We start from the raw sequence: 18,744 nt of genomic DNA on the forward strand, positions 1-18,744 counted from the left end.
GCCGGGCGAGGGCGCTCGGGGTCTGGGCGGCCGGCGGCGCGGTCGCCTCGGCGGCCGGCCCGGTGCTGGGCGGGGCGCTGTCCGGTTGGGACTGGCGGCTGATCTTCGCCGTGAACGTGCCGGTCTGCGCCGCCATGCTGGCGCTCGCGCCGCGGGTTCGGCGCTCGCCCCGCACCAGCGTCCCGTTCGACTGGGCCGGCCAGCTCCTCGCGCTGGTGGCGCTCGGTTCGATCATCTACGCGCTGATCGAAGGCGGCGTGATCGGCTACGGCGATCCGCTGATCGTCGTGCTGCTGATCGTCGGCGTGAGCGCGCTGGTGGCGTTCGTCGTCGTGCAGTCACGGGTCGCGCACCCGATGATGCCGCTCGGGCTGTTCCACGCCGGACCGATGCGGGTCGCCATGTTCGGCGGCTTCACCTTCATCTACTCCTGGTTCGGCAGCGTCTTCGTGGCCAGCCTGTACCTGCAGCAACAGCTGCACCTCGCCCCGGCGCTGGCCGGCCTGGTCTTCCTGCCCAGCGCCGTGCTGTCCTTCTTCGGCAACCTGGCCAGCGGCCCCCTCGCCAACCAGTTCGGGCCCCGCTTCCCCGTCCTGGTCGGCATGGCGTCACTGCTGGTCGGCCTCGGCACCCTGGCCCTGTCCGCCCCTGCCGAGTCGGTGGCACTGGTCGCGATCACCCTGATCCTGATCGGCGGCGGCGGATCGGTCGCCATGCCGCCGCTGGCCGGCGTCGTCCTGGAACACGCGCCGGACGGTCAGGCCGGGGTGGCCAGCGCCGTGTCGAACACCTTCCGGCAGGTCGGCGGGGCGCTCGCGGTCGCCCTGTTCGGGGTGCTGGTCGGACACCGCACCGACTTCCTGACCGGCATGCAGATCAGCCTGGCCACCGCCGCCGCACTGGCGCTGGCCTGCCTGCTGGTCAGCACCACCCTCGCCGGGCGCCGGCGGGGAGCCGGGCGATAGCGACTACGCACCCGACTCCCCGCCGCACCATCCGCACTTGTTCCGGTTCCAGCTTCACGTGCGATCCGTGTGGTGTGGAGGAACGCGTCATCCGCGTACTGGCAGTACACCGAAAGACCCGGAGTTCCGCCCTAGCGTTGAAGCCGTGAACCAGCGACAGGAGGTCGGCGAGTTCCTTCGCAGCCGCCGCGACAAGGTGACGCCCGAGCGGGCCGGCATCATCGGCGGCCACCGGCGACGGGTCCCGGGCCTGCGCCGCGAGGAGGTCGCGACGCTGGCGAACATCAGCGTGGACTATTACGCAAGGATGGAGCGAGGCGACCTGCGCGGTGTCGCCCCGGAGATTCTTGAGGCCGTCGCACGAGCACTGCTGCTGGACGAGGCTGAAACCGATCATCTGCACGACCTGGCGCAGGCGTCCAGCCCCCGTCCGCCGAGACAGCGCAGGTCGAAGCCGGACCAGAACATACGGCCGAGCCTGCAGCGCTTCGTCGACGCGGTCACCGGCGCACCGGTGTGGGTGCGAGACCGCCGGATGGACCTGGTGACCGCGAACCCGCTCGGCCGGGCGCTGTACCGTCCGCTGATCGACGATCGCGATGGCAGGGGCAACACCGCGCGCTTCATGTTCCTCAGTCCCGCCGCCCGCACCTTCTTTCCGGACTGGGAACGGAACGCGGACGACATCGTCGCCACCATGCGCGGCTACGCCGGGCAGAACCCTCGCGACAAGGCGCTGACCGATCTCATCGGAGAACTCGTCACCCGTTCCGGCGCGTTCCGGACCCGTTGGGCCGCGCACAATGTGCGACACCACCGCACCGGCGTCAAGAGGTTCCGCCACCCCGAGGTGGGCGAGCTGGAACTCACGTACGAAGGACTGGGATTCCCGACGAATCCGGACTGGCTCATGTTCGCCTACACCGCCGAACCTGGCAGCCCGACCGCGGAACGGCTGAGCATTCTCGGCAGCCTTGTCGCCACCACGTCGGCCGGCGAGCAGGTTCACCCCACATGACGACCCCGGACGCCTTCCCCGGTACGCCCTGAGGTCAGGGACGGCAACGGTGTCGTCTGGTTACGCCACACCATCGGAACACAGATGAGGACGAACATGACAGAGAACGAATTCGAGCAGATCTTTCCCCTCGGAGCGCCCAACGACGCCTTCGCGCAGTACTTCGTCGGGCAGAGCTATCTCGCGCCGCTGACATCGGGCAGCGTGCCGGTCAGCAACGTCTCCTTCGAGCCCGGCTGCCGCAACAACTGGCACATCCACCACGGCACCGACGGCGGCGGCGACCAGATCCTGATGTGCACCGCCGGCAGCGGCTGGTGTCAGATCGAGGGGGATGAGCCGGTCAGCATGGAGCCCGGAACGGTGATCCGGGTGCCGGCCGGCACCAAACACTGGCACGGCGCGAAGGCCGACTCGTGGTTCTCCCACGTCGCCTTCATCACCCCTGGCACGGACGTCCGCAACGAATGGCTCGAACCCGTCACCGACGCCGAGTACGGCGCGCTGCCGCGATCGACGGATCGCTGACGAAGCCGGGCCTGGAACACCCGCTCGCCAACGCCCGGGCCGACGTCGGGCTCAGCCCCGGCCGTCCCGCAGATCCCAGAGCAGCCGGGCCACGTGCAGCGCCAGGTAGGCCACCTCGTCGGTGCTCAGCTTCTCGCCCAGGTTCATCTCGAACTGGAAGCGCAGCTTCATCGCGCAGGCGGTCGCCTCGGGGTGAGCGTTGGCGATGGCGTCCGCGAACGTCGGATGCGGGTAGACGATCTGCTTGCCGGAGGCCACCCGGGCGTACAGGTAGCGCAGGTGGGTGACGAACCGGGCGGCGTTCATCGAATGCGTGTCGATGGTGACGCCGAAGCTCTTCTCGATCACCTCGAAGGCCTTGCTGATCGCCTGCGTCATCTCCATCGCCCGGGACATGCCGGGCGATGCGAACTGGGCGTTCACGAAGTGCATCGCGAACGCCACCGCCTCGTCGCCGGGCAGCGCGACGCCGAACGCGGCGTTGGCCAGGCCCAGCGCCGCCTCGCCGACCGCCAGTTCGTCGGGGTACAGCTGGCGCACCTCCCAGGCCAGCGGATAGTGCATCTCCATCCCGTCGGCCTGCCGCCGGACCGCGAAGTGCAGGTGGTCGGCGATCGGCAGGATCAACGCCTGGGTGACCTTCAGGCCGAGCCGCTCGTGCGCCAGCTCGGCGATCCGTCCGGCCACCCGGACGTACTCCAGCGGCACGTCGGCGAGGAATCGGGTCAGCCGCTCGTCGGCGTCGCCGGCCACGAAGACCTGCTCGACCCGCTCGGGCTCCAGCAGGTCGCCGGGACGCCGGCCGTGGCCCAGCCCGCGTCCCAGCGCCACCATGTCCTGCCCGTCGGCGTCGAGCGCGAGGACGGCGTTGTTGCTGATCACGCGTTTGACGCGCATCGCCGCACCTTCCTCACTCGATCGGTCATGTCAGGTCGGCACCGTTTCCGGCGATCACCTTCTGTTCGCGCCCCGGGTGCGCAGCGAGCCCGGCCGAGGGTGGCACTGGCAATACCTCCCACGACGGCGTCCGATGTAGTGAGGTAGAGGCATGTATGGAGCAGTGATTCACGCACCCGGCGACGTCCGCTACGAAGAGCGCGCCGACCCGGAGATCCTGGAGCCCACGGACGCCGTGGTGCGCACCGTGGCGGCCTGCGTCTGCGGGTCGGACCTGTGGCGCTACCGCGGTATCGCGGCGGTGCCGAAGCCGACCCCGATCGGCCACGAGTTCTGCGGCGTCGTCGAACAGGTCGGCGACGCGGTGACCAGCGTCAAGCCCGGCGACTTCGTGGTCGGCGGGTTCAACCCCGGCGACAACACCTGCCCGGTCTGCCGCAAGAATGCCCAGGCCAACTGCGTCAACGGCGCCCACTACGCCGGATGCCAGGCCGAGAAGATCCGGATCCCGTACGCCGAGGGCACCCTCGTGGTCACCCCCGGCATCCCGACCGAGGCGCAGCTGCCGGCGATTCTGGCGCTGTCGGACGTGATGTGCACCGGCTGGCACGCCGCGGTCAGCGCCGGCGTCGGCCCGGACACCACGGTCGCCGTGGTCGGCGACGGCGCGGTCGGGCTGTGCGCGGTGCTGGCCGCCGCCCAGTTGGGGGCACCCACCATCATCGCGATGAGCCGGCACGAGGATCGGCAGCAGCTGGCCCGCCGGTTCGGCGCCACCCACATCGTCGCCGAGCGGGACGAGGCCGGCAGCGAGGCGGTCAAGCGGCTCACCGACGGGATCGGCGCCGACCGCGTGCTGGAGTGCGTCGGCACCGAGGGCGCCCGGCTGCAGGCCATCGGCTGCGTCCGCGACGGCGGCAACATCGGCCTGGTCGGCGTCCCGCACGGCGACCTGCCGGTGAACGAGCTGTTCTGGCGCAACGTCGGCATCAAGGGCGGTCCGGCGCACTGTCGGGCCTACCTGCCGCAGCTGCTCGAGCTGGTCTGGAGCGGCGCCATCGACCCGGGACCGGTGTTCGACCTGCAGCTGCCGCTGGCCGAGGTGGCCGAGGCCTACGCGGCGATGGACTCCCGGCGCGCCGTCAAGGTGCTGCTGCGGCCGTGAGCGCCGGCGTCCGGATCGCGCAGCACCGCGGCACCCCGACGGCGACGCTCGACGTCCGGCTCACCGAGGACGAGGTGAGCGAACCGGAGCGGCCCGACCGGCCGCACCCGCCCACGTCGTTCGCGTAGCTTGGGGCCATGGATCCCGACCGAGACCGGGTGACGCCGGCTCCCGAACGCAACGAGACCGCGGCCGAGCGCCTGGATCGCAACTGGGCGGAACTGCTGCAGGAGCTGCGGGTCACCGAGACCGGCATCCAGCTGCTCACCGGCTTCCTGCTGATCCTGCCGTTCCAGTCCCGCTTCGCCGATCTCGACCCGGTGCTGGTCGGCGTGTTCCTGGCCGCGGTGCTGCTCGCCGTGCTGGCCACCGCGCTGGTGCTGGCCCCGGTGACGGCGCACCGGTTGTTGTTCCGCCGGCACGACAAGGACCTGCTGGTCGACATGGGCAGCGCGATGGCGAAGGCCGGGCTGGTCTGCCTCGGGCTCACCGTGGGCCTGGTGGCCACCCTGGTGGTCGGCATGGTCGCCGGCCGGACCACCGGCCTGGTGGTGGGCGGCGTCACCCTGCTGGTGTTCCTCGGATTGTGGCTGTGGCTTCCGCTGACGCTGGTCCGGCGGCGCGGGCAGCGTCCGTATTCGTGACGCCTCGGCGAAGCCAGTGGGGCGATCGGGCGCGCCGCGGGTCCGAGAACGGTTCGCGGGCCGGCCGGCGTCCGGCCCTTCTCCGGCTGGTGAGCTCTTTCTCCGGCTGGTGAGTTCGGCGCGCGGGACCGGCGTCCGGTGCGGCGAGGGGCCGCCTACGCTGCTGGCGGGCGCACTGTCGCCCCGGGATGGGACGGAATCGGATGTGGGTGCTGTACGCCGCGGGCTCCGCGGTCTTCGCCGGGTTGACCGCGATCCTGGCCAAGGTGGGCATCCGGCACACCCCGTCCAATCTGGCCACGGCGATCCGGACCGTGGTGGTGCTCGGCTTCGCCTGGCTGGTGGTGTTCGTGGTGGGTTCGCAGGGCACCATCGGTGCGCTGTCCGGCGGCACCATCGGGTTCCTGGTGCTGTCCGGGCTGGCGACCGGGGCGTCCTGGCTGTGCTACTTCCGGGCGCTGCAGCTGGCCGACGTCAACCAGGTCACCCCGATCGACAAATCCAGCATCGTGCTCACCGTGCTGTTCGCGATGATGCTGCTGGGTGAGACCGACAATCTGCCGACCCGGTTGGCCGGCGTCGCGGTGATCACCGCCGGCACCTACCTGATGATCGACCGCCGTCCGCGGCGTCCGGCGGTGGCGACCCGGGGACCCGGCTGGCTGGTCTACGCGCTCGGCTCGGCGGTGTTCGCGGCGTTGACCGCGATCCTCGGCAAGGTGGGCATCGCGGACGTCGAGTCGAACCTGGGCACGGCGATCCGGACCGCGGTGGTGCTGCTGATGGCGTGGGTGGTGGCCTTCGTGACCAAGGAGCACCGGCAGCTGACCCGGATTCCGCGCCGCGACCTGGTGTTCATCGTGCTCTCCGGGGTGGCGACCGGGGCGTCCTGGCTGTGCTACTTCCGGGCGTTGCAGGACGGTCCGGCCAGCGTGGTGGTGCCGATCGACAAGACCAGCATCGTGCTCACCGTCGCGTTCGCCTGGCTGTTCCTGGGCGAGCGGCTCAGCCGGCGGGCCACCGTCGGGCTGGTGCTGATCGTCACCGGGACGCTGCTGATGCTGGTGTGAGCCCGGTCGGTTACCGTGGGGCGGTGCCTCGCCTGATTCACCTCAACGGACCGCCGGGCGTCGGCAAGTCCACCTTGGCCGCGCTCTACGTCGAGCGGCATCCGGAGACGCTCGATCTCGACCTGGACCGGCTGCATCCGCTGGTCGGTGGCTGGCAGGATCCGTCCAGCGACACCCACCAGATCGTCCGCCCGCTGGCGCTGGCGATGGCGGCCGCGCACCTGGCCGGCGGCCGGGACGTGATCGTGCCGCAGTTGCGCGCCCGGATCACCGAGATCGAGGCCTTCGAGCGGGTGGCCCGGGACGCCGGCGCGCGGTTCGTCGAGATCGTCCTGATGGCCGACAAGGACGACGCCCTGGACCGTTTCGAACGCCGGGTGGACGACTCCGAATGGGGCCGGCACAACCGGGCGAGCGTCGCCGCCGCCGGTGGCCGCGCGGTGCTCGGCGAGTTCTACGACCGGCTGCTGGAGGTCCTGAAGCAACGTCCGGACGCCATCCTGGTGCCCAGCCGCGAAGGCGAGATCGAAGCCACCTACGACGCCCTGGTCCGGGCCGTCGACGCGGCGTCCTGAACCACCGGGGACGGTTCTCAACGGTTGGGGACGGTTCTCAACGGTCGAAACTCGCACCATTGGGGACGGTTCTCAACCGGCGGGGACGGTTCTCAACGGTTGGGAACCGTCCCCGGCGATCGAGCAGCGGTGGGGTCGGCGCGGCGGGTCACCGGTCCTGGGTGTCGGACGCCTGCAGCGGGCGCGCGGTCGGCACCACCAGGATCGCCAGCAGAGAGACCGCGCCGACCACCAGCAGCGCCCGCAGGATGCCGAAGTGGTCGCCCAGGAAGCCGATCAGCACCGGACCGGCCAGGAACGCCCCGTAGCCGACGGTCGACACCACGCTCAGCCGGACGGCGGCGCGCGCCGGGTCGTCCGCTGCCGCCGACATGCCGACCGGGAAGCCCAGGCTGGCGCCGACGCCCCAGATCGCGGCACCGATGAAGGCCAGCCACGGCGTCCCGAAGACGACCAGCGCACAGCCGATCACCGCGGCGGCGAACAGCGTCCGCAGCACCACCACGCGTCCGTAGCGGTCGAGCAGCTGGGCGCCGAGGATGCGTCCGGCGGTCATGAAGGCGAGGAAGACGGCCAGCCCCACCACGCCCATCGAGTTGTCCAGACCGTGCCCCTCGACGAAGGCGAGCGCCATCCAGTCGTTGGCCACGCCCTCGGTGAAGGCGGCGGCCAGCACCATCACACCGATCAGCAGGGTGCGCGGCTCGGTCCACGGCGAGCGTCCCTTCGAACCGGCGGACGCGGCGTCGCCGTGGTCCTCGTCGAAGGCGGGCAGGAAGCGTCCGGTACCCCACCAGACCGCGATCAAAGTGAGCGCCGCAGCCGAGGCCAGGTGGATGCCGAGCGGCACCTTGAGCCAGGTCAGGCCGGCGCCGATCAGCGCCCCGACCACGGTCCCCGCGCTGAACATGGCGTGGAACCAGGGCATGATCGCCCGGCCGAGCGCCTGCTCGATGATGGTGCCCTCCAGGTTCTGGGCGACGTCCCAGATGCCGATGCCCAGGCCGAGCAGCACCATCATGGGTGCGATCAGCAGCAGCGGCGCGTGCATCTCCACGGCCAGCGCGGCGAGCACGATGCCGGGCAGGGTGAGCAGCGCGCCCAGCCGGACCGTGGTGGTGGCGCCGAACCGGTGGGCGATCCGACCGGCCAGCGGCAGGCCCAGCAGCGAGCCGACCGAGGTGGCCAGCAGCAGCAGGCTGAGCTGCCCGGCGGTGATGTCCAGCAGCTGTTTCACGTCCGGCACCCGGGACATCCACGAGGCGAAGACGAAGCCGTTGACGCCGAACACCAACAGATCGCCGTTGCGGGCGGCGTTGGTTGTCGAGCGAGAGATGGTTGCGGCCTGGGTCACGAAGTTCCTCCGAAGACATGCGGGTGCCACGCTGCCGCGCGGCGGGTGTGAGGGATGTCGAACATCAGCCTAAGCGAACATGTACACTTGTGTCGAGTTTCACCGGAGGTTCGTTCCACGGACGTCGCCCACCCCGAAGCCTGGCCCTCGCCCACCCCGGCGCGGACGCCGACCAGGGCCCTCCCTAACTACCTGGGCCCTCCCACCTGCGGGAGGGCAGAACTAGTTAGGGAGGGGTTTTCGCGGGACGTCCGACCGGCCCGACCCCGACGCGGCACAGGAGGGCCATGGGTACACGTGAGGGCGGCTACGCCGTCGGACGACTGCGCCGCGAGCAGATCGTCACCGCAGCGACGGAACTGTTCTCCCGGGTGGGCTACCGGCACGCCACGGTCCTGGAACTGGCGCAGGCGGCCGGCATCTCCCGGACCGGCCTGCTGCACCATTTCAGCTCCAAGGAGGCGCTGCTGGAGGCGGTGCTGCAGCGCCGGGACGTCGAGGACACCGCCCGGCTCGCCCCGGCACAGACCGACGAGACCGGGCTGACCGCGCTCGCCGCGCTGGTCGACCTGGCCCGGTACAACGCCTCACGGCCGCAGCTGGTCGCCCTGTTCGCAGTGCTGTCGGCCGAGGCGTCCGCGCCCGATCACCCCGCCCACGACTACTTCGTGCAGCGCTACCGGCGCACCGTCGAGGGCGCCCGACGCTCGCTGTGCCGCGCCGAGCGGGCCGGGCTGCTGGCCGCCGGCGTCGATCCGTCCCGGCAGGCCCGCGCCCTGGTCGCGCTGATGGACGGCCTGCAGGTGCAGTGGCTACTCTCCCCCGACGACGTCGACATGGCCGAGGAGGTCCGGCAGCAGGTGCAGCAACTGCTCACCGTCCCGCTGCCCGGTTCCGACTGAGCCGACCGCCCGCGTTCCCGACCCGCGCCCGGGCGCATCGGGCAGACTGCTCCGGTGAGTGAACATGTGCTGATCGTCGGCATCGACGGCGTGCGTTACGACGCGCTCGGCGAGGAGCCGACGCCGCACCTGGACGCCCTCGCGGCACGGGGCTTCCTGACACCGGTCCAGGTCAACGACGCCGGCCCGACGATTTCCGGGCCGTGCTGGGCGACCATCCTCAGCGGCGCATTGGCCGACCGCCACCTGATCAGGGACAACGACCTCTCCCCCAACGCTCTGGACGCCCACCCCGACGTGCTCCGGCTGGCCGCCGTGCAGCGTCCCCGGACGGCGCGGTTCGCCGGCGCCGGCTGGGCTCCGATCGTCGACGCGGTCTCGGGCGGTCCGCTGCTCGCCGACCGCGGCTTCTTCCCGCCCGGCGACCAGGCGCATCTCCCGGACGAGTGGCAGGTCGCCGACCAGGCGGTCACCGACGCGACGGTGGCCTTCCTGGACGACCACGACGGCCGCGACGGCTCGCTGGTGTTCTGCTACCTCGGCGGCGTGGACGAGACCGGTCACCTGCTCGGCGTCGGCGACGAGTACCGGGGTTTCGTCCGCGACTCCGACACCCGGCTGGGCGAGCTGCTGGCCGCACTCGACCGGCGTCCGAGCACCGAGGACTGGACGGTGATCGTGGTCACCGATCACGGCCACGTCGATGCCGGCGGGCACGGCGGCGAGTCGGACGCCGAGCGCACCGCCTGGATCGCGGCCGCCGGACCGGGGATTCCCGAAAACTCCACACTCGATGCCGAAACGGTGGGCGACACGCCGCTGAAGAACAATCGAGTGGGAGATTTTCGGGTTCGCCCGGGACGAGTGGAGCAGGCCGACGTCGCCGGTCACACCATGCACGTCCTGGGCCTGACCCCGCCGCCGGGGACGTTCGGCGTCCGGTTCGGCGCCCGCTGAGGCGAGGCGAGCAGTCACGCTCCACGACGCCGTCCGGACAGCTCCGAAGCCAGGAATCCGAGAATCGCCGGCCGCGACTTGCCCGTGGCGAACAGAATGGGGCCAACGGCCGGACCTGCCGGCCACCGTCTGGAGTGAGCGAGCATGGCCGAGAAGGGCAACACCGAAGAGTTCGAGGTCACCGTCGGCAACGTGATCGGCAAGATCGGCGAACTGATCCGCGAGGGCAACGTGCGCCGGATCACCTTGAAGCGGGGCGGCAAGACCCTCATCGCGATCCCGCTGAACGCTGGCATCACCGTCGGCGCCATCACCGCGATGGTGGCACCGCTGCTGCTGGGCGTGGGAGCCATCGCCGCCGTGGTCAGCAAGGTCACCATCGTCGTGGAACGGCGCCCTGACAAGGCCTGACGCATCAGGGCGGGCGGCGACCCGCCGGGAGCATCCCGGCAGGGCCGCTCGACTCCCCGGCTACTCGTCCAGGCTCCGGACGCCCCGGGCCACCTCGCCGAGCCAGGCCAGCGACGGCTTCGGGGTGCGTTCGAAGGTCTCCCGATCCCAGGAGATCAGCCCGAAGGTGGGGGTGTAGGAGCCCCATTCGTAGTTGTCCAGCAGCGACCAGTGCAGGTAGCCGAGCAGCGGCAGCCCGGCCACCATCTCGGCCCGCAGTGCCTTCAGGGCGTCGCGGGTGTAGTCGATCCGCCGGGCGTCGTCGGCGGTCGCGATGCCGTTCTCGGAGACCAGCACCGGCAGTCCGGTGACGTCGTGGGCGAGCCGAGCGGCTTCGGCGATGGCCGGCGGGTAGTACTCCCAGCCGGTCAGGGTGCGCTCCACGGTCTCCGGCGCCGGCACCGGGCCGTCCACGGTGATCCGGGTCCGGGTGTAGGCCTGGACGGCGACGAAGTCGTCATCGCGGGCCGCTTCCAGGAAAACGATCTCACGCGGGTAGGCGTACGCCTTCAGCACCTCCTCGGCACCAGGGTCGGCGAAGAACTGCTGCGGCGCCACCGGCCAGCCGACCGGGACGCCGACCCGCCGGACGATCTCGACCGCCCGCCGGTGCGCGGCGATCAGATTCGCGGTGGCCACCGGGTCGGGCGCCGGCAGGCTGCCGGCCTGCAACTGCTCGTCGCCCTTCTCGCCACCGATCATCATCGCCAGGATGTTCGGCTCGTTGATGGTGAACACGTGGGACGCGGCGTCCAGCAACGGCAGCACCGCCTCGACGTAGCGGGCGAAGCGCGCCACGCTGCGCTCGTCGAGCCAGCCGCCGTCCTCGGCGAACCAGCGCGGCGAGGTGAAGTGGTGCAGGGTGATCAGCGGGGTGACGCCGTGGTCGGCGCAGCAGGCGATCATCCGGCGGTAGTGGTCGAGTTCGGCGCGCGAGAAGTGCCCCTCGGCCGGCTCGATCCGGGCCCATTCCAGCGAGAACCGGTAGCTGGTCAGGCCCGCCTCGGCGAGCAGCCTGATGTCCTCGGCATAGCGGTGGTAGCTGTCGGCGGCGTCCCCGGACGGCTCCGGAATCCTGGTGCCCGGGGCGTGCTCGCGCACCCACCAGTCGCTGTTGACGTTGTTGCCCTCGATCTGGTGAGCCGCGGTCGCCGCGCCCCAGATGAAGTCGTCGCCGAAGTCATCACCCATGGCTGTTATCTCCCCTTGTCAGTCGGTTCTTGTTCGTTGGATTCCGTCCGGTCGGTGGCGCTCACCCGGTGATCTCCAAGCCGGCGACCAAGAGATCGGACAGCTTGGACGAGGGCCCGACCAGCAGTTCGAAGGCACCGGGCTCGACGATCCGGTTGCCCGCGGCGTCCACGATGCTGCAGGACGCCGCCGGCACGCTCAGTTCCACCAGCCGGCTCTCCCCCGGCTGCAGCGGCACCTGCACGAACGCCTTCAGCTCCCGGTCGGCCCAGGTGACCGAGGTCACCACGTCGCGGACGTAGACCTGCACGGTCTCCAGGGCGGGCCGGGCACCGGCGTTACCGACCCGCACGGTGGCCCGGATCGTCTCGTCGGCGCGGACCCGTGGCGTAGCGACCTGAAGGTCGGCGTAGCGCACCGAGCTGTAGGACAGCCCCTCCCCGAAGGCGAACTGCGGCTCCTGGGTCAGGTCGGCGTAGCGGTTGCCGTGCTGGCCGCGCACCTGGTTGTAGAAGACCGGCAACTGGCCGGCGTGCCGAGGTATCGAGATCGGCAGCCGTCCGCTGGGCTCGATCTGGCCGAGCACCAGCTCGGCGATGGCCCGGCCGCCGCGCATGCCGGGGCTGAACGCCCAGATCAGCGCGGACGCCCCCAGCGCCGACGGCGGCAGCACCAGCGGCTTGCTGGTCATCGCCACCACCGTCATCGGGGTGCCGGTGGCGGCCACGGCGTCGAGCAGCGCCACCTGGCCGGCATTGAGTTCCAGGGTGGCGGTGCACAGCTCTTCGCCGATCTGGCTGAGGTGATCGCCGACCACCAGCACCGCATGGTCGGCGTCGCGGGCATGCTGCACCGCCTCGGCGATCAGGCCCGCGTCGGCGTCGGCGGGCATCGACCGGTAGCGGTCCGGCGCCCCCATCCGGCCCGGCAGTTCCTCGGGCGTGGCCGGGCGCACCATCTGGGCGCCTTGGGCGTGGCTGACCGTCCAGTCCTCCGGCGCGACGGCGCGCAGGCCGTCCAGCACCGTCTCGATCAGGTGCCGCGGGTGGCCTTCGGGCATCCAGTCGATCTGCCCGGAATCGCCGGACCAGTCGCCGAGCTGGCCCACTGGGTAGTCGGCGAGCGGCCCGATCAGCGCGATGCGGCGTCCGGGCAGCGTGGTGTCGAGCGGCAGGACGCCGTCGTTGCGCAGCAGCACCAGCGCCCGCCGCGCCACCTCCAGATTGAGCGCGGCATGCTCGGCCGAACCGATCGCCGCCTGGGCGGCCACCGACGGCCGCCGCGGCCGGTCGAACAGGCCGAGGGCGAATTTGAGTCCGAGGATGTGCCGGACGGCCTCGTCGACCCGTTCCTCGTCGACCCGTCCGGCGCCGACCGCCTCTGCCGTCGCCGCGCCGAAGCCCGCCGTGGTCATGGCCAGGTCGTTGCCGGCCTCGATCGCCACCACGGACGCCTCGACCAGGTCGGCGCACACCTTCTGTTCCCAGACCATCCGGCCGACGCTGTCCCAGTCGGTGACCAGGACGCCGCGGAAGCCCCACTCGCCGCGCAACACCTCGTTGAGCAGCCAGGAGTTGGCGGTGACCGGGACGCCGTCGATGGCCTGGTAGCCGAGCATGAAGGTGGCGCAGCCCTCGCTGACCGCCCGCTGGAACGGCGGCAGGAACCAGGCTCGCAGCTTGCGCCGGCTCAGATCGGCCTCGCTGGCGTCCCGGCCGCCCTGGGTCTCGGAGTAGCCGGCGAAGTGCTTGGCGGTGGCGAGCACCGCGGTCGGGTCGTCCAGCCCCTGCCCCTGGTAGCCGCGGATCATCGCGGCACCCAGCTCGGCGATCAGGTGCGGGTCCTCGCCGAAGGTCTCGCCGACCCGGCCCCAGCGTGGATCGCGGGCGATGCAGAGCACCGGGGAGAAGGCCCAGTGGATGCCGGTGGACGCCGCCTCGATCGCCGCGACCCGCGCCACCCGTTGGGCGAGGCCGGCGTCGAAGGTGCAGCCGAGGGCGAGCTGCTCGCCGAAGACGGTCGCACCCGGCCAGAACGAGTGCCCGTGGATGACGTCCTGCGCCACCAGCAGCGGGATCCGCAGCCGGGTCCGCTGCACCAGGGCGTGGAGTTCGTCGATCCGGCCGGGCGCGGCGTGCAGCACGGCGCCGGCCAGCTTGCCCAGCACGAGGTCGCCGAGGTCGCCGCGGGCGTCGAGTTGCAGCATCTGGCCGACCTTCTCGGCCAGCGTCATCCGGTCGAGCAGATCCTGCACCCGGTCGGCGATCGGCAGACTCGGATCGAGGTACCGGGCCGAGTCGAGAGACCCAGCCGAATCGAACGAGTCGGCCGGATCGACGGACTGGGCAGAGCGCTCAGCGCCCTGCCCAGTCTGCTCGTCGTCGCGAGTCACCGATCTCCGTTCACTTCACGCCGGCGCTGACGACGCTCTGCACGAAGTAGCGCTGCAGGAAGAGGAACAGGATGACGATCGGGGTAACCACCAGCACCGAACCGGCCAGCAGCAGGCCGTAGTTGGTGGCCTCCTGGCCCTTGGAGAACAGGGTCAGCGCGATCGGCAGGGTGTACATCTTCTCGCTCTGCGCGGCGACCAACGGCCAGAGGAACTGGTTCCACGAGCCGAGGAAGGTGAGGATCGACAGGGTCGCCAGCGGCGCCCCGCACAGCGGCAGGATCACCCGGAAGAAGATGGTGCCCTCCTTGGCGCCGTCGATCCGGGCCGCCTCCATCAGCACGTCCGGGATGCCCATGATGAACTGGCGCATCAGGAACACCCCCAGCGGGGTGACGATGAACGGCAGGAACAGGCCGGGCACGGTGTTCACCAGGCCGAGCCGGCTGACCAGCACGAACAGCGGCACGAAGGTGACCGTTCCCGGCACCATCAGGGTCAGCATGACCAGCGAGAACAGCAGCTTCTTGCCCGGGAACTGCATCTTGGCCATGGCGTAGCCGACCATCGAGCAGAACACCACGTTGCCGGCGACGGTGACGATGGCGACCAGCAGGCTGGTGCCGAAGAACTGCTGGATGTTCAGTTCCTGGAACCAGCGGGTGTAGTTCTCGAAGGTGATCTCGGCCGGCACCAGGCCGACCGGGTTGCGCAGCAGTTCGCCCTCGGTCTTCAGCGAGTTGATGATCATGATGACGAACGGCATCACGTAGAGCACGACGCCGGCGGTCAACAGAATGTAGGTGGTGATCTGCAGGGGCATCGGGGTGGCCATGCCGGCCCCGGTGCGGCGCCTGCGGCGGGGCACCTCGGACGTCGGGGCCTGCTCGGTGGCGGATGTGGTGGTGGTCATGTCGTCCTCTCAGTCCCGTTCCCGCAGCACGCGGAACTGCACCAGCGAGAGCAGCGCGATGATCACGAACAGCACGTAGCTGCCCGCCGATGCGGCGCCGTAGTTGCCGAACCCGAACTGGTTGTAGATGTAGTAGCTGACCGACATCGTCGCGTTCAGCGGGCCGCCGTTGGTCATCACGAACGGCTCCTCGAAGAACTGCAGGTAGCCCACCGAGGTGAGGATGGCGCCGAGCAGCAGGGTCGGACGCATCAGCGGCAGGGTGATGTGGATGAACCGGCGCCAGATGGTCGCGCCGTCCACCGCGGACGCCTCCTTCATCTCCGGCGCGATGCCCTGCAGGCCGGCCAGGAAGATGATCATCAGCGTGCCGACGTTGCGCCAGACCGCCATCAGGATCATCGCCGGCATCGCCCAGAAGGTGTCGTTGAGCCAGTTCGGCCCGTGGATGCCGATCGCGCCGAGGGCGGCGTTCAACACGCCCTCGTCCTGCAGGATGAACCGCCACACCACCGCGACGGCGACGATCGAGCAGACCACCGGCAGGTAGAAGCCCACCCGGTAGACCGCCCGGAACCGCTCGATGCCGCTGTTCAGGGCCAGCGCCAGCAGCAGCGCCACCGCCATGGTCAGCGGAATGCCGACCAGGACGAAGTAGAAGGTGACCCACAGCGAGTTGAGGAACTGCGCGTTCCGGAACAGGCCGATGTACTGATCAAGCCCCACGAAGCCGACGGCGAGCGGATTCGGGATGTCCTGCGCGCGGAAGTCGGTGAACGACATGGCGAACGACGACACGATCGGAATCAGCATGAACACCGCGAAGAACACCATGTAAGGGAGCGCGAATCCCCACGCGACCAGCGCCTGCCGGCGGGACTCCTGAGAGGCCCGCCGGCGGGCCGGCACCGTCGGCGCCGGGGTCGTGGTCATCGCCTGCCCGTGCCGATCGAGTCGGCCTGGCTCTGCAGATCCTTCATCACCGCGGCCGGATCCTTGCCGCCCCGGACGATCTGCTCCAGGGCCTTGTCGGCCTGCGCGCTGACCTGGGTCCAGGTGAGCAGGGCCGGCGGGGCCTTGGTGTCGGCCAGCTGCTCGCCGAAGACGCTCAGGTGCGGATCGTCGGCCAGGCTCTTGTCCTTCCACGCGCTCTGCTTGGCCGGCAGGTCACCGATCGTCTTCTGCCACTTGACCTGGATCTCCGGCTTGCTCAGCCAGCGGGCGAACTTCCAGGCGGCGTCGGCGTTCTTGGCCTGCTTGAAGACGACCAGGTTCGAGCCGCCGGTGAAGCTGGTCGACGACTTCTGCGCCGGCACCCGCATCACCGAGAACTTCGACTTGTAGGCGTCGCCGCCGCCGGCCTTGGAGATCGAGCCGATGCCGCTCGGCCCGGCGATCAGCACCGGGGTGTCGCCGCTGACGAACCGGGACTCGGACGCGCCCGCGCCGGTGGCCGGGTTGGCGTCGGCCAGGCCGTCGGTGAACAGGCTCTTGTAGTACTCCATCGCCGAGACGAACTCGGGGGTGTCCAGGGTCCACTTGGTCTGGCCCTCGTCGGTCAGGTTCGCGCCGTTCGACCAGGGGAACATCAGCATGCTCTGGAAGCCGTCGGCCTCACCGCCGTTGGGCAGGCTGATCCCCCACTTCGCGCCGGCCTTGGACTTCAGGTCCTTGAGGAACTGCTTGAACTCGTCCCAGGTCTTCGGGGCCTGGCTCCAGCCGGCCTTCTGGGCCAGGTCGGTGCGGTAGTAGATCACCCGGGTGTCCACGTACCACGGGACGCCGAGCAGCTGGTCGCCGACCTTGTTGGTGTTCAGCGAGCCCTCGAAGAAGTCGGAGGTGTCGATGCCCTGCGGCACGGTCTGGAAGGCGTCGCTGAAGTCGGCCATCCAGGTGGTGCCCATCTGGGCCATGTCCGGTGTGGTGCCGGAGGCGATCGCGGTCTGGTACTTGTTGTGCGCGGCGTCCCAGGGCAGTGCGGTCACCGTGATCTTCAGGCCCGGGTTAGCCTTCATGAACTCTTCGGCGAATTTCGGCAGCGCCGCCGCCTCGTCCGCCTGGGCCCAGACGTTGAGGTCACCGGTGGCCGGGGAGTCGTTGATCGACGCCGCGGAGGACGTCGCACCACCACCGGACGGGGTTTCGGCCCGGCCGCAGCCGGTGAGCAGCAGCGAGGTGGCCAATGCCGCCGCACCGAGGGCCGCGGAGGCCCTCTTCCATCGTTTCGTCCCTGACATCGTTGTCCTCCTCGTGTGGTCTTCCCTGACCCAAGGGCTCTCGGTGATTTTATGATCGACGAGTAGTATTTCCCTGCCGCGAGGTTAAGAGCGCGCCTCCGCACTGTCAAGTGGCTCCGCGGGCCGCCATGGCACACTGACCCGGTGATCGCTGCCGCTCCCGACCAGGGAGGCCCTCGGACATCGAGCCAGTTGCGCCGGGTGACGGCCGATCGCATCCTGCGTGCCCTGAAACGGCGTCCGGTGTGGACGGCGTCCGACCTGATGGACGCCACCGGACTCAGCCGCAACGCCATCCACAAGGTCTGCGGCGAGCTGGCCGGGCTCGGCCTGGTCACCGAGACCGACGCGACGAGCGAGGCGGACCGCGCCCCGGCCGGACGCGGCAGGCCGCCGCGGATGTTCAGCTTCGCCGCGGACGCCGGGGCCATCGTCAGCGTCGACTTCGGGGTCAACACGATCCGGGCCTGCGTGGCCGATCTCCGTGGCAACGAGCACAGCCGGGTGGTGCGGCACGTGGACAATCCCGACGACATCGACCGGGAGAGCGTCCTGGACGAGTTGCTGAACGCCGTCCTGGTGTCCGCGGGCCTACCCGCCGACCGGGTCCGGGTGGCCGTGGTCGGCGTCCCGATGGCGCTGTCGTCGAACGTGGCCATCCAATACCCCGCCTATCAGCGGGTGATCGACATCTCCCGGCGCTGGGGACGCGACCACGGTTGGCCGGTGCTGGTCGAGAACGACGCCAACCTGGCCGCACTGGGCGAGCGACGCTTCGGTGCGGCCCGCGCCGTCGCCGACGTCGTCGTGCTGCTCGCCGGCGAGCGGTTCGGCGCCGGCATCATCACCCGGGGGGCGCTGGTCCGCGGCGCGCACGCCAGCGCGGGCGAGCTGCGGTTCCTCTCGCTGCTGCCGGGATCGACGCCCGAGTACGTGGGCGTCGCGCTGCATGCCCGCGGACTCGCCCACGACGCGCTGCGCGACGGCTGGGCGACCCCCGAGCTGCGCGCGGCGGTCGAGGCCGACGGCGGACGGATCCGGATCTCCGCCATCTTCCGAGCCGCCGAGCAGGGCGACGCCAGCGCGCTGTCGATCGTCCACACCGTCTGCGAGCGGCTCGCGGGCCTGGTCGGCGTGCTGGCCACCATCCTCGACCCGGCCATGGTGGTGATCTCCGGCGGCGCCGCCGAGGCCGGCGACCTGCTGGCGCGGACCACCCAGAGCCTGCTGCCGTCGTGGATGATCGACAATCCCCCGCGGATCGCCATCTCGCCCCTCGGCGGGGACGCGGTGATCGCCGGAGGGCTCAGTCTGGCGCTGTCCCACCTCGACGCCCACCTGCTGGACGACCTCGATGTGCCCGACCGGGCCGGCGGGCCGGCGGCCTGATGCGGACGGGCGTCCGGCCCCGACCCGAGGACGTTGGGATATTCTCATCGGCGTTCATTAATTCTCTGAATCTGTTCCGTTCCGCTGTACCTGTCGA

At 70.4% G+C, this 18,744-nt stretch carries 19 protein-coding genes; 12 read left to right on the plus strand and 7 right to left on the minus strand.

What is annotated here, in order from left to right:
- From QM582_RS06995 to QM582_RS07005, 3 genes are all read left to right on the plus strand, one after another.
- On the plus strand, positions 1 to 965 hold a 965-nt coding region (locus tag QM582_RS06995), incomplete at its 5' end, for an MFS transporter (RefSeq protein WP_415082989.1).
- Positions 966 to 1,110: 145 nt separating this feature from the next.
- On the plus strand, positions 1,111 to 1,983 hold the full coding sequence (locus QM582_RS07000; protein WP_415082990.1) for a helix-turn-helix transcriptional regulator: 873 nt from the start codon (positions 1,111 to 1,113) through the stop codon (positions 1,981 to 1,983).
- 96 nt (positions 1,984 to 2,079) lie between these two features.
- On the plus strand, positions 2,080 to 2,511 hold the full coding sequence (locus tag QM582_RS07005) for a cupin domain-containing protein (RefSeq protein ID WP_415082992.1): 432 nt from the start codon (positions 2,080 to 2,082) through the stop codon (positions 2,509 to 2,511).
- Between the two features lie 51 nt (positions 2,512 to 2,562).
- Here the strand turns inward: QM582_RS07005 and QM582_RS07010 are convergent, their stop codons facing one another.
- Positions 2,563 to 3,408, minus strand: coding sequence for a PRD domain-containing protein (locus QM582_RS07010; RefSeq protein ID WP_415082994.1), 846 nt, complete (start codon positions 3,406 to 3,408; stop codon positions 2,563 to 2,565).
- A 151-nt stretch (positions 3,409 to 3,559) separates the two neighbouring features.
- On the opposite strand from QM582_RS07010, the gene QM582_RS07015 reads away from it, so the two are divergent.
- The 5 genes from QM582_RS07015 (at position 3,560) to QM582_RS07035 (ending at position 6,862) form a co-directional block, all read left to right on the plus strand.
- Positions 3,560 to 4,573, plus strand: a complete 1,014-nt coding sequence (locus QM582_RS07015) for a zinc-dependent alcohol dehydrogenase family protein (RefSeq protein ID WP_415082996.1) — start codon at positions 3,560 to 3,562, stop codon at positions 4,571 to 4,573.
- Positions 4,570 to 4,701, plus strand: coding sequence for a hypothetical protein (locus QM582_RS07020; RefSeq protein ID WP_415082998.1), 132 nt, complete (start codon positions 4,570 to 4,572; stop codon positions 4,699 to 4,701). The genes QM582_RS07015 and QM582_RS07020 overlap by 4 nt, the downstream gene beginning before the upstream one ends.
- 9 nt (positions 4,702 to 4,710) lie before the next feature.
- Complete coding sequence (locus QM582_RS07025) at positions 4,711 to 5,217, plus strand: DUF6328 family protein (RefSeq protein ID WP_415083000.1); 507 nt, start codon at positions 4,711 to 4,713, stop codon at positions 5,215 to 5,217.
- A 209-nt stretch (positions 5,218 to 5,426) separates the two neighbouring features.
- Entirely contained in the window at positions 5,427 to 6,287 is an 861-nt protein-coding gene (locus QM582_RS07030) for an EamA family transporter (protein ID WP_415083002.1), read from the plus strand.
- A 23-nt stretch (positions 6,288 to 6,310) separates the two neighbouring features.
- On the plus strand, positions 6,311 to 6,862 hold the full coding sequence (locus tag QM582_RS07035; RefSeq protein WP_415083003.1) for an AAA family ATPase: 552 nt from the start codon (positions 6,311 to 6,313) through the stop codon (positions 6,860 to 6,862).
- Positions 6,863 to 7,010: 148 nt separating this feature from the next.
- On the opposite strand, the gene QM582_RS07040 is transcribed toward QM582_RS07035, so the two are convergent.
- Positions 7,011 to 8,216: an MFS transporter gene (locus QM582_RS07040; protein WP_415083005.1), complete on the minus strand. Its 1,206-nt coding sequence runs from the start codon at positions 8,214 to 8,216 to the stop codon at positions 7,011 to 7,013.
- A gap of 287 nt (positions 8,217 to 8,503) precedes the next feature.
- Here QM582_RS07040 and QM582_RS07045 point away from each other — a divergent pair, with 287 nt between their 5' ends.
- From QM582_RS07045 to QM582_RS07055, 3 genes are all read left to right on the plus strand, one after another.
- Positions 8,504 to 9,118: a TetR/AcrR family transcriptional regulator gene (locus QM582_RS07045; RefSeq protein WP_415083007.1), complete on the plus strand. Its 615-nt coding sequence runs from the start codon at positions 8,504 to 8,506 to the stop codon at positions 9,116 to 9,118.
- Positions 9,119 to 9,172: 54 nt separating this feature from the next.
- On the plus strand, positions 9,173 to 10,075 hold the full coding sequence (locus QM582_RS07050; protein WP_415083009.1) for an alkaline phosphatase family protein: 903 nt from the start codon (positions 9,173 to 9,175) through the stop codon (positions 10,073 to 10,075).
- A gap of 144 nt (positions 10,076 to 10,219) precedes the next feature.
- Positions 10,220 to 10,486 carry a DUF4342 domain-containing protein gene (locus QM582_RS07055; RefSeq protein ID WP_415083011.1) on the plus strand — a complete coding sequence of 89 codons (267 nt, stop codon included), beginning with the start codon at positions 10,220 to 10,222 and terminating at the stop codon, positions 10,484 to 10,486.
- A 60-nt stretch (positions 10,487 to 10,546) separates the two neighbouring features.
- Here QM582_RS07055 and QM582_RS07060 read toward each other — a convergent pair whose 3' ends face one another.
- The 5 genes from QM582_RS07060 to QM582_RS07080 all read right to left on the minus strand — a co-directional run bounded on the left by QM582_RS07060 (position 10,547) and on the right by QM582_RS07080 (position 17,258).
- A complete protein-coding gene (locus QM582_RS07060) occupies positions 10,547 to 11,716 on the minus strand; it encodes a glycoside hydrolase family 1 protein (protein ID WP_415083013.1) in 1,170 nt (389 codons plus the stop codon).
- Positions 11,717 to 11,777: 61 nt separating this feature from the next.
- Complete coding sequence (locus QM582_RS07065; RefSeq protein ID WP_415083014.1) at positions 11,778 to 14,108, minus strand: glycoside hydrolase family 3 N-terminal domain-containing protein; 2,331 nt, start codon at positions 14,106 to 14,108, stop codon at positions 11,778 to 11,780.
- 10 nt (positions 14,109 to 14,118) lie between these two features.
- Positions 14,119 to 15,021, minus strand: coding sequence for a carbohydrate ABC transporter permease (locus QM582_RS07070; protein ID WP_415083016.1), 903 nt, complete (start codon positions 15,019 to 15,021; stop codon positions 14,119 to 14,121).
- Positions 15,022 to 15,030: 9 nt separating this feature from the next.
- Positions 15,031 to 15,954 carry a carbohydrate ABC transporter permease gene (locus tag QM582_RS07075; protein WP_415083017.1) on the minus strand — a complete coding sequence of 308 codons (924 nt, stop codon included), beginning with the start codon at positions 15,952 to 15,954 and terminating at the stop codon, positions 15,031 to 15,033.
- Positions 15,951 to 17,258: a sugar ABC transporter substrate-binding protein gene (locus tag QM582_RS07080; RefSeq protein WP_415083019.1), complete on the minus strand. Its 1,308-nt coding sequence runs from the start codon at positions 17,256 to 17,258 to the stop codon at positions 15,951 to 15,953. Before QM582_RS07080 ends, QM582_RS07075 begins: the two co-directional genes overlap by 4 nt.
- Positions 17,259 to 17,459: 201 nt before the next feature.
- Between QM582_RS07080 and QM582_RS07085 the strand changes: the two genes are divergently transcribed.
- Positions 17,460 to 18,647, plus strand: coding sequence for an ROK family protein (locus QM582_RS07085; protein WP_415083021.1), 1,188 nt, complete (start codon positions 17,460 to 17,462; stop codon positions 18,645 to 18,647).
- The last annotated feature ends 97 nt before the right edge of the window (positions 18,648 to 18,744 follow it).

This window comes from Micropruina sp., assembly GCF_047607385.1.
In the GTDB taxonomy this organism is placed as follows: Bacteria; Actinomycetota; Actinomycetes; order Propionibacteriales; family Propionibacteriaceae; genus Micropruina.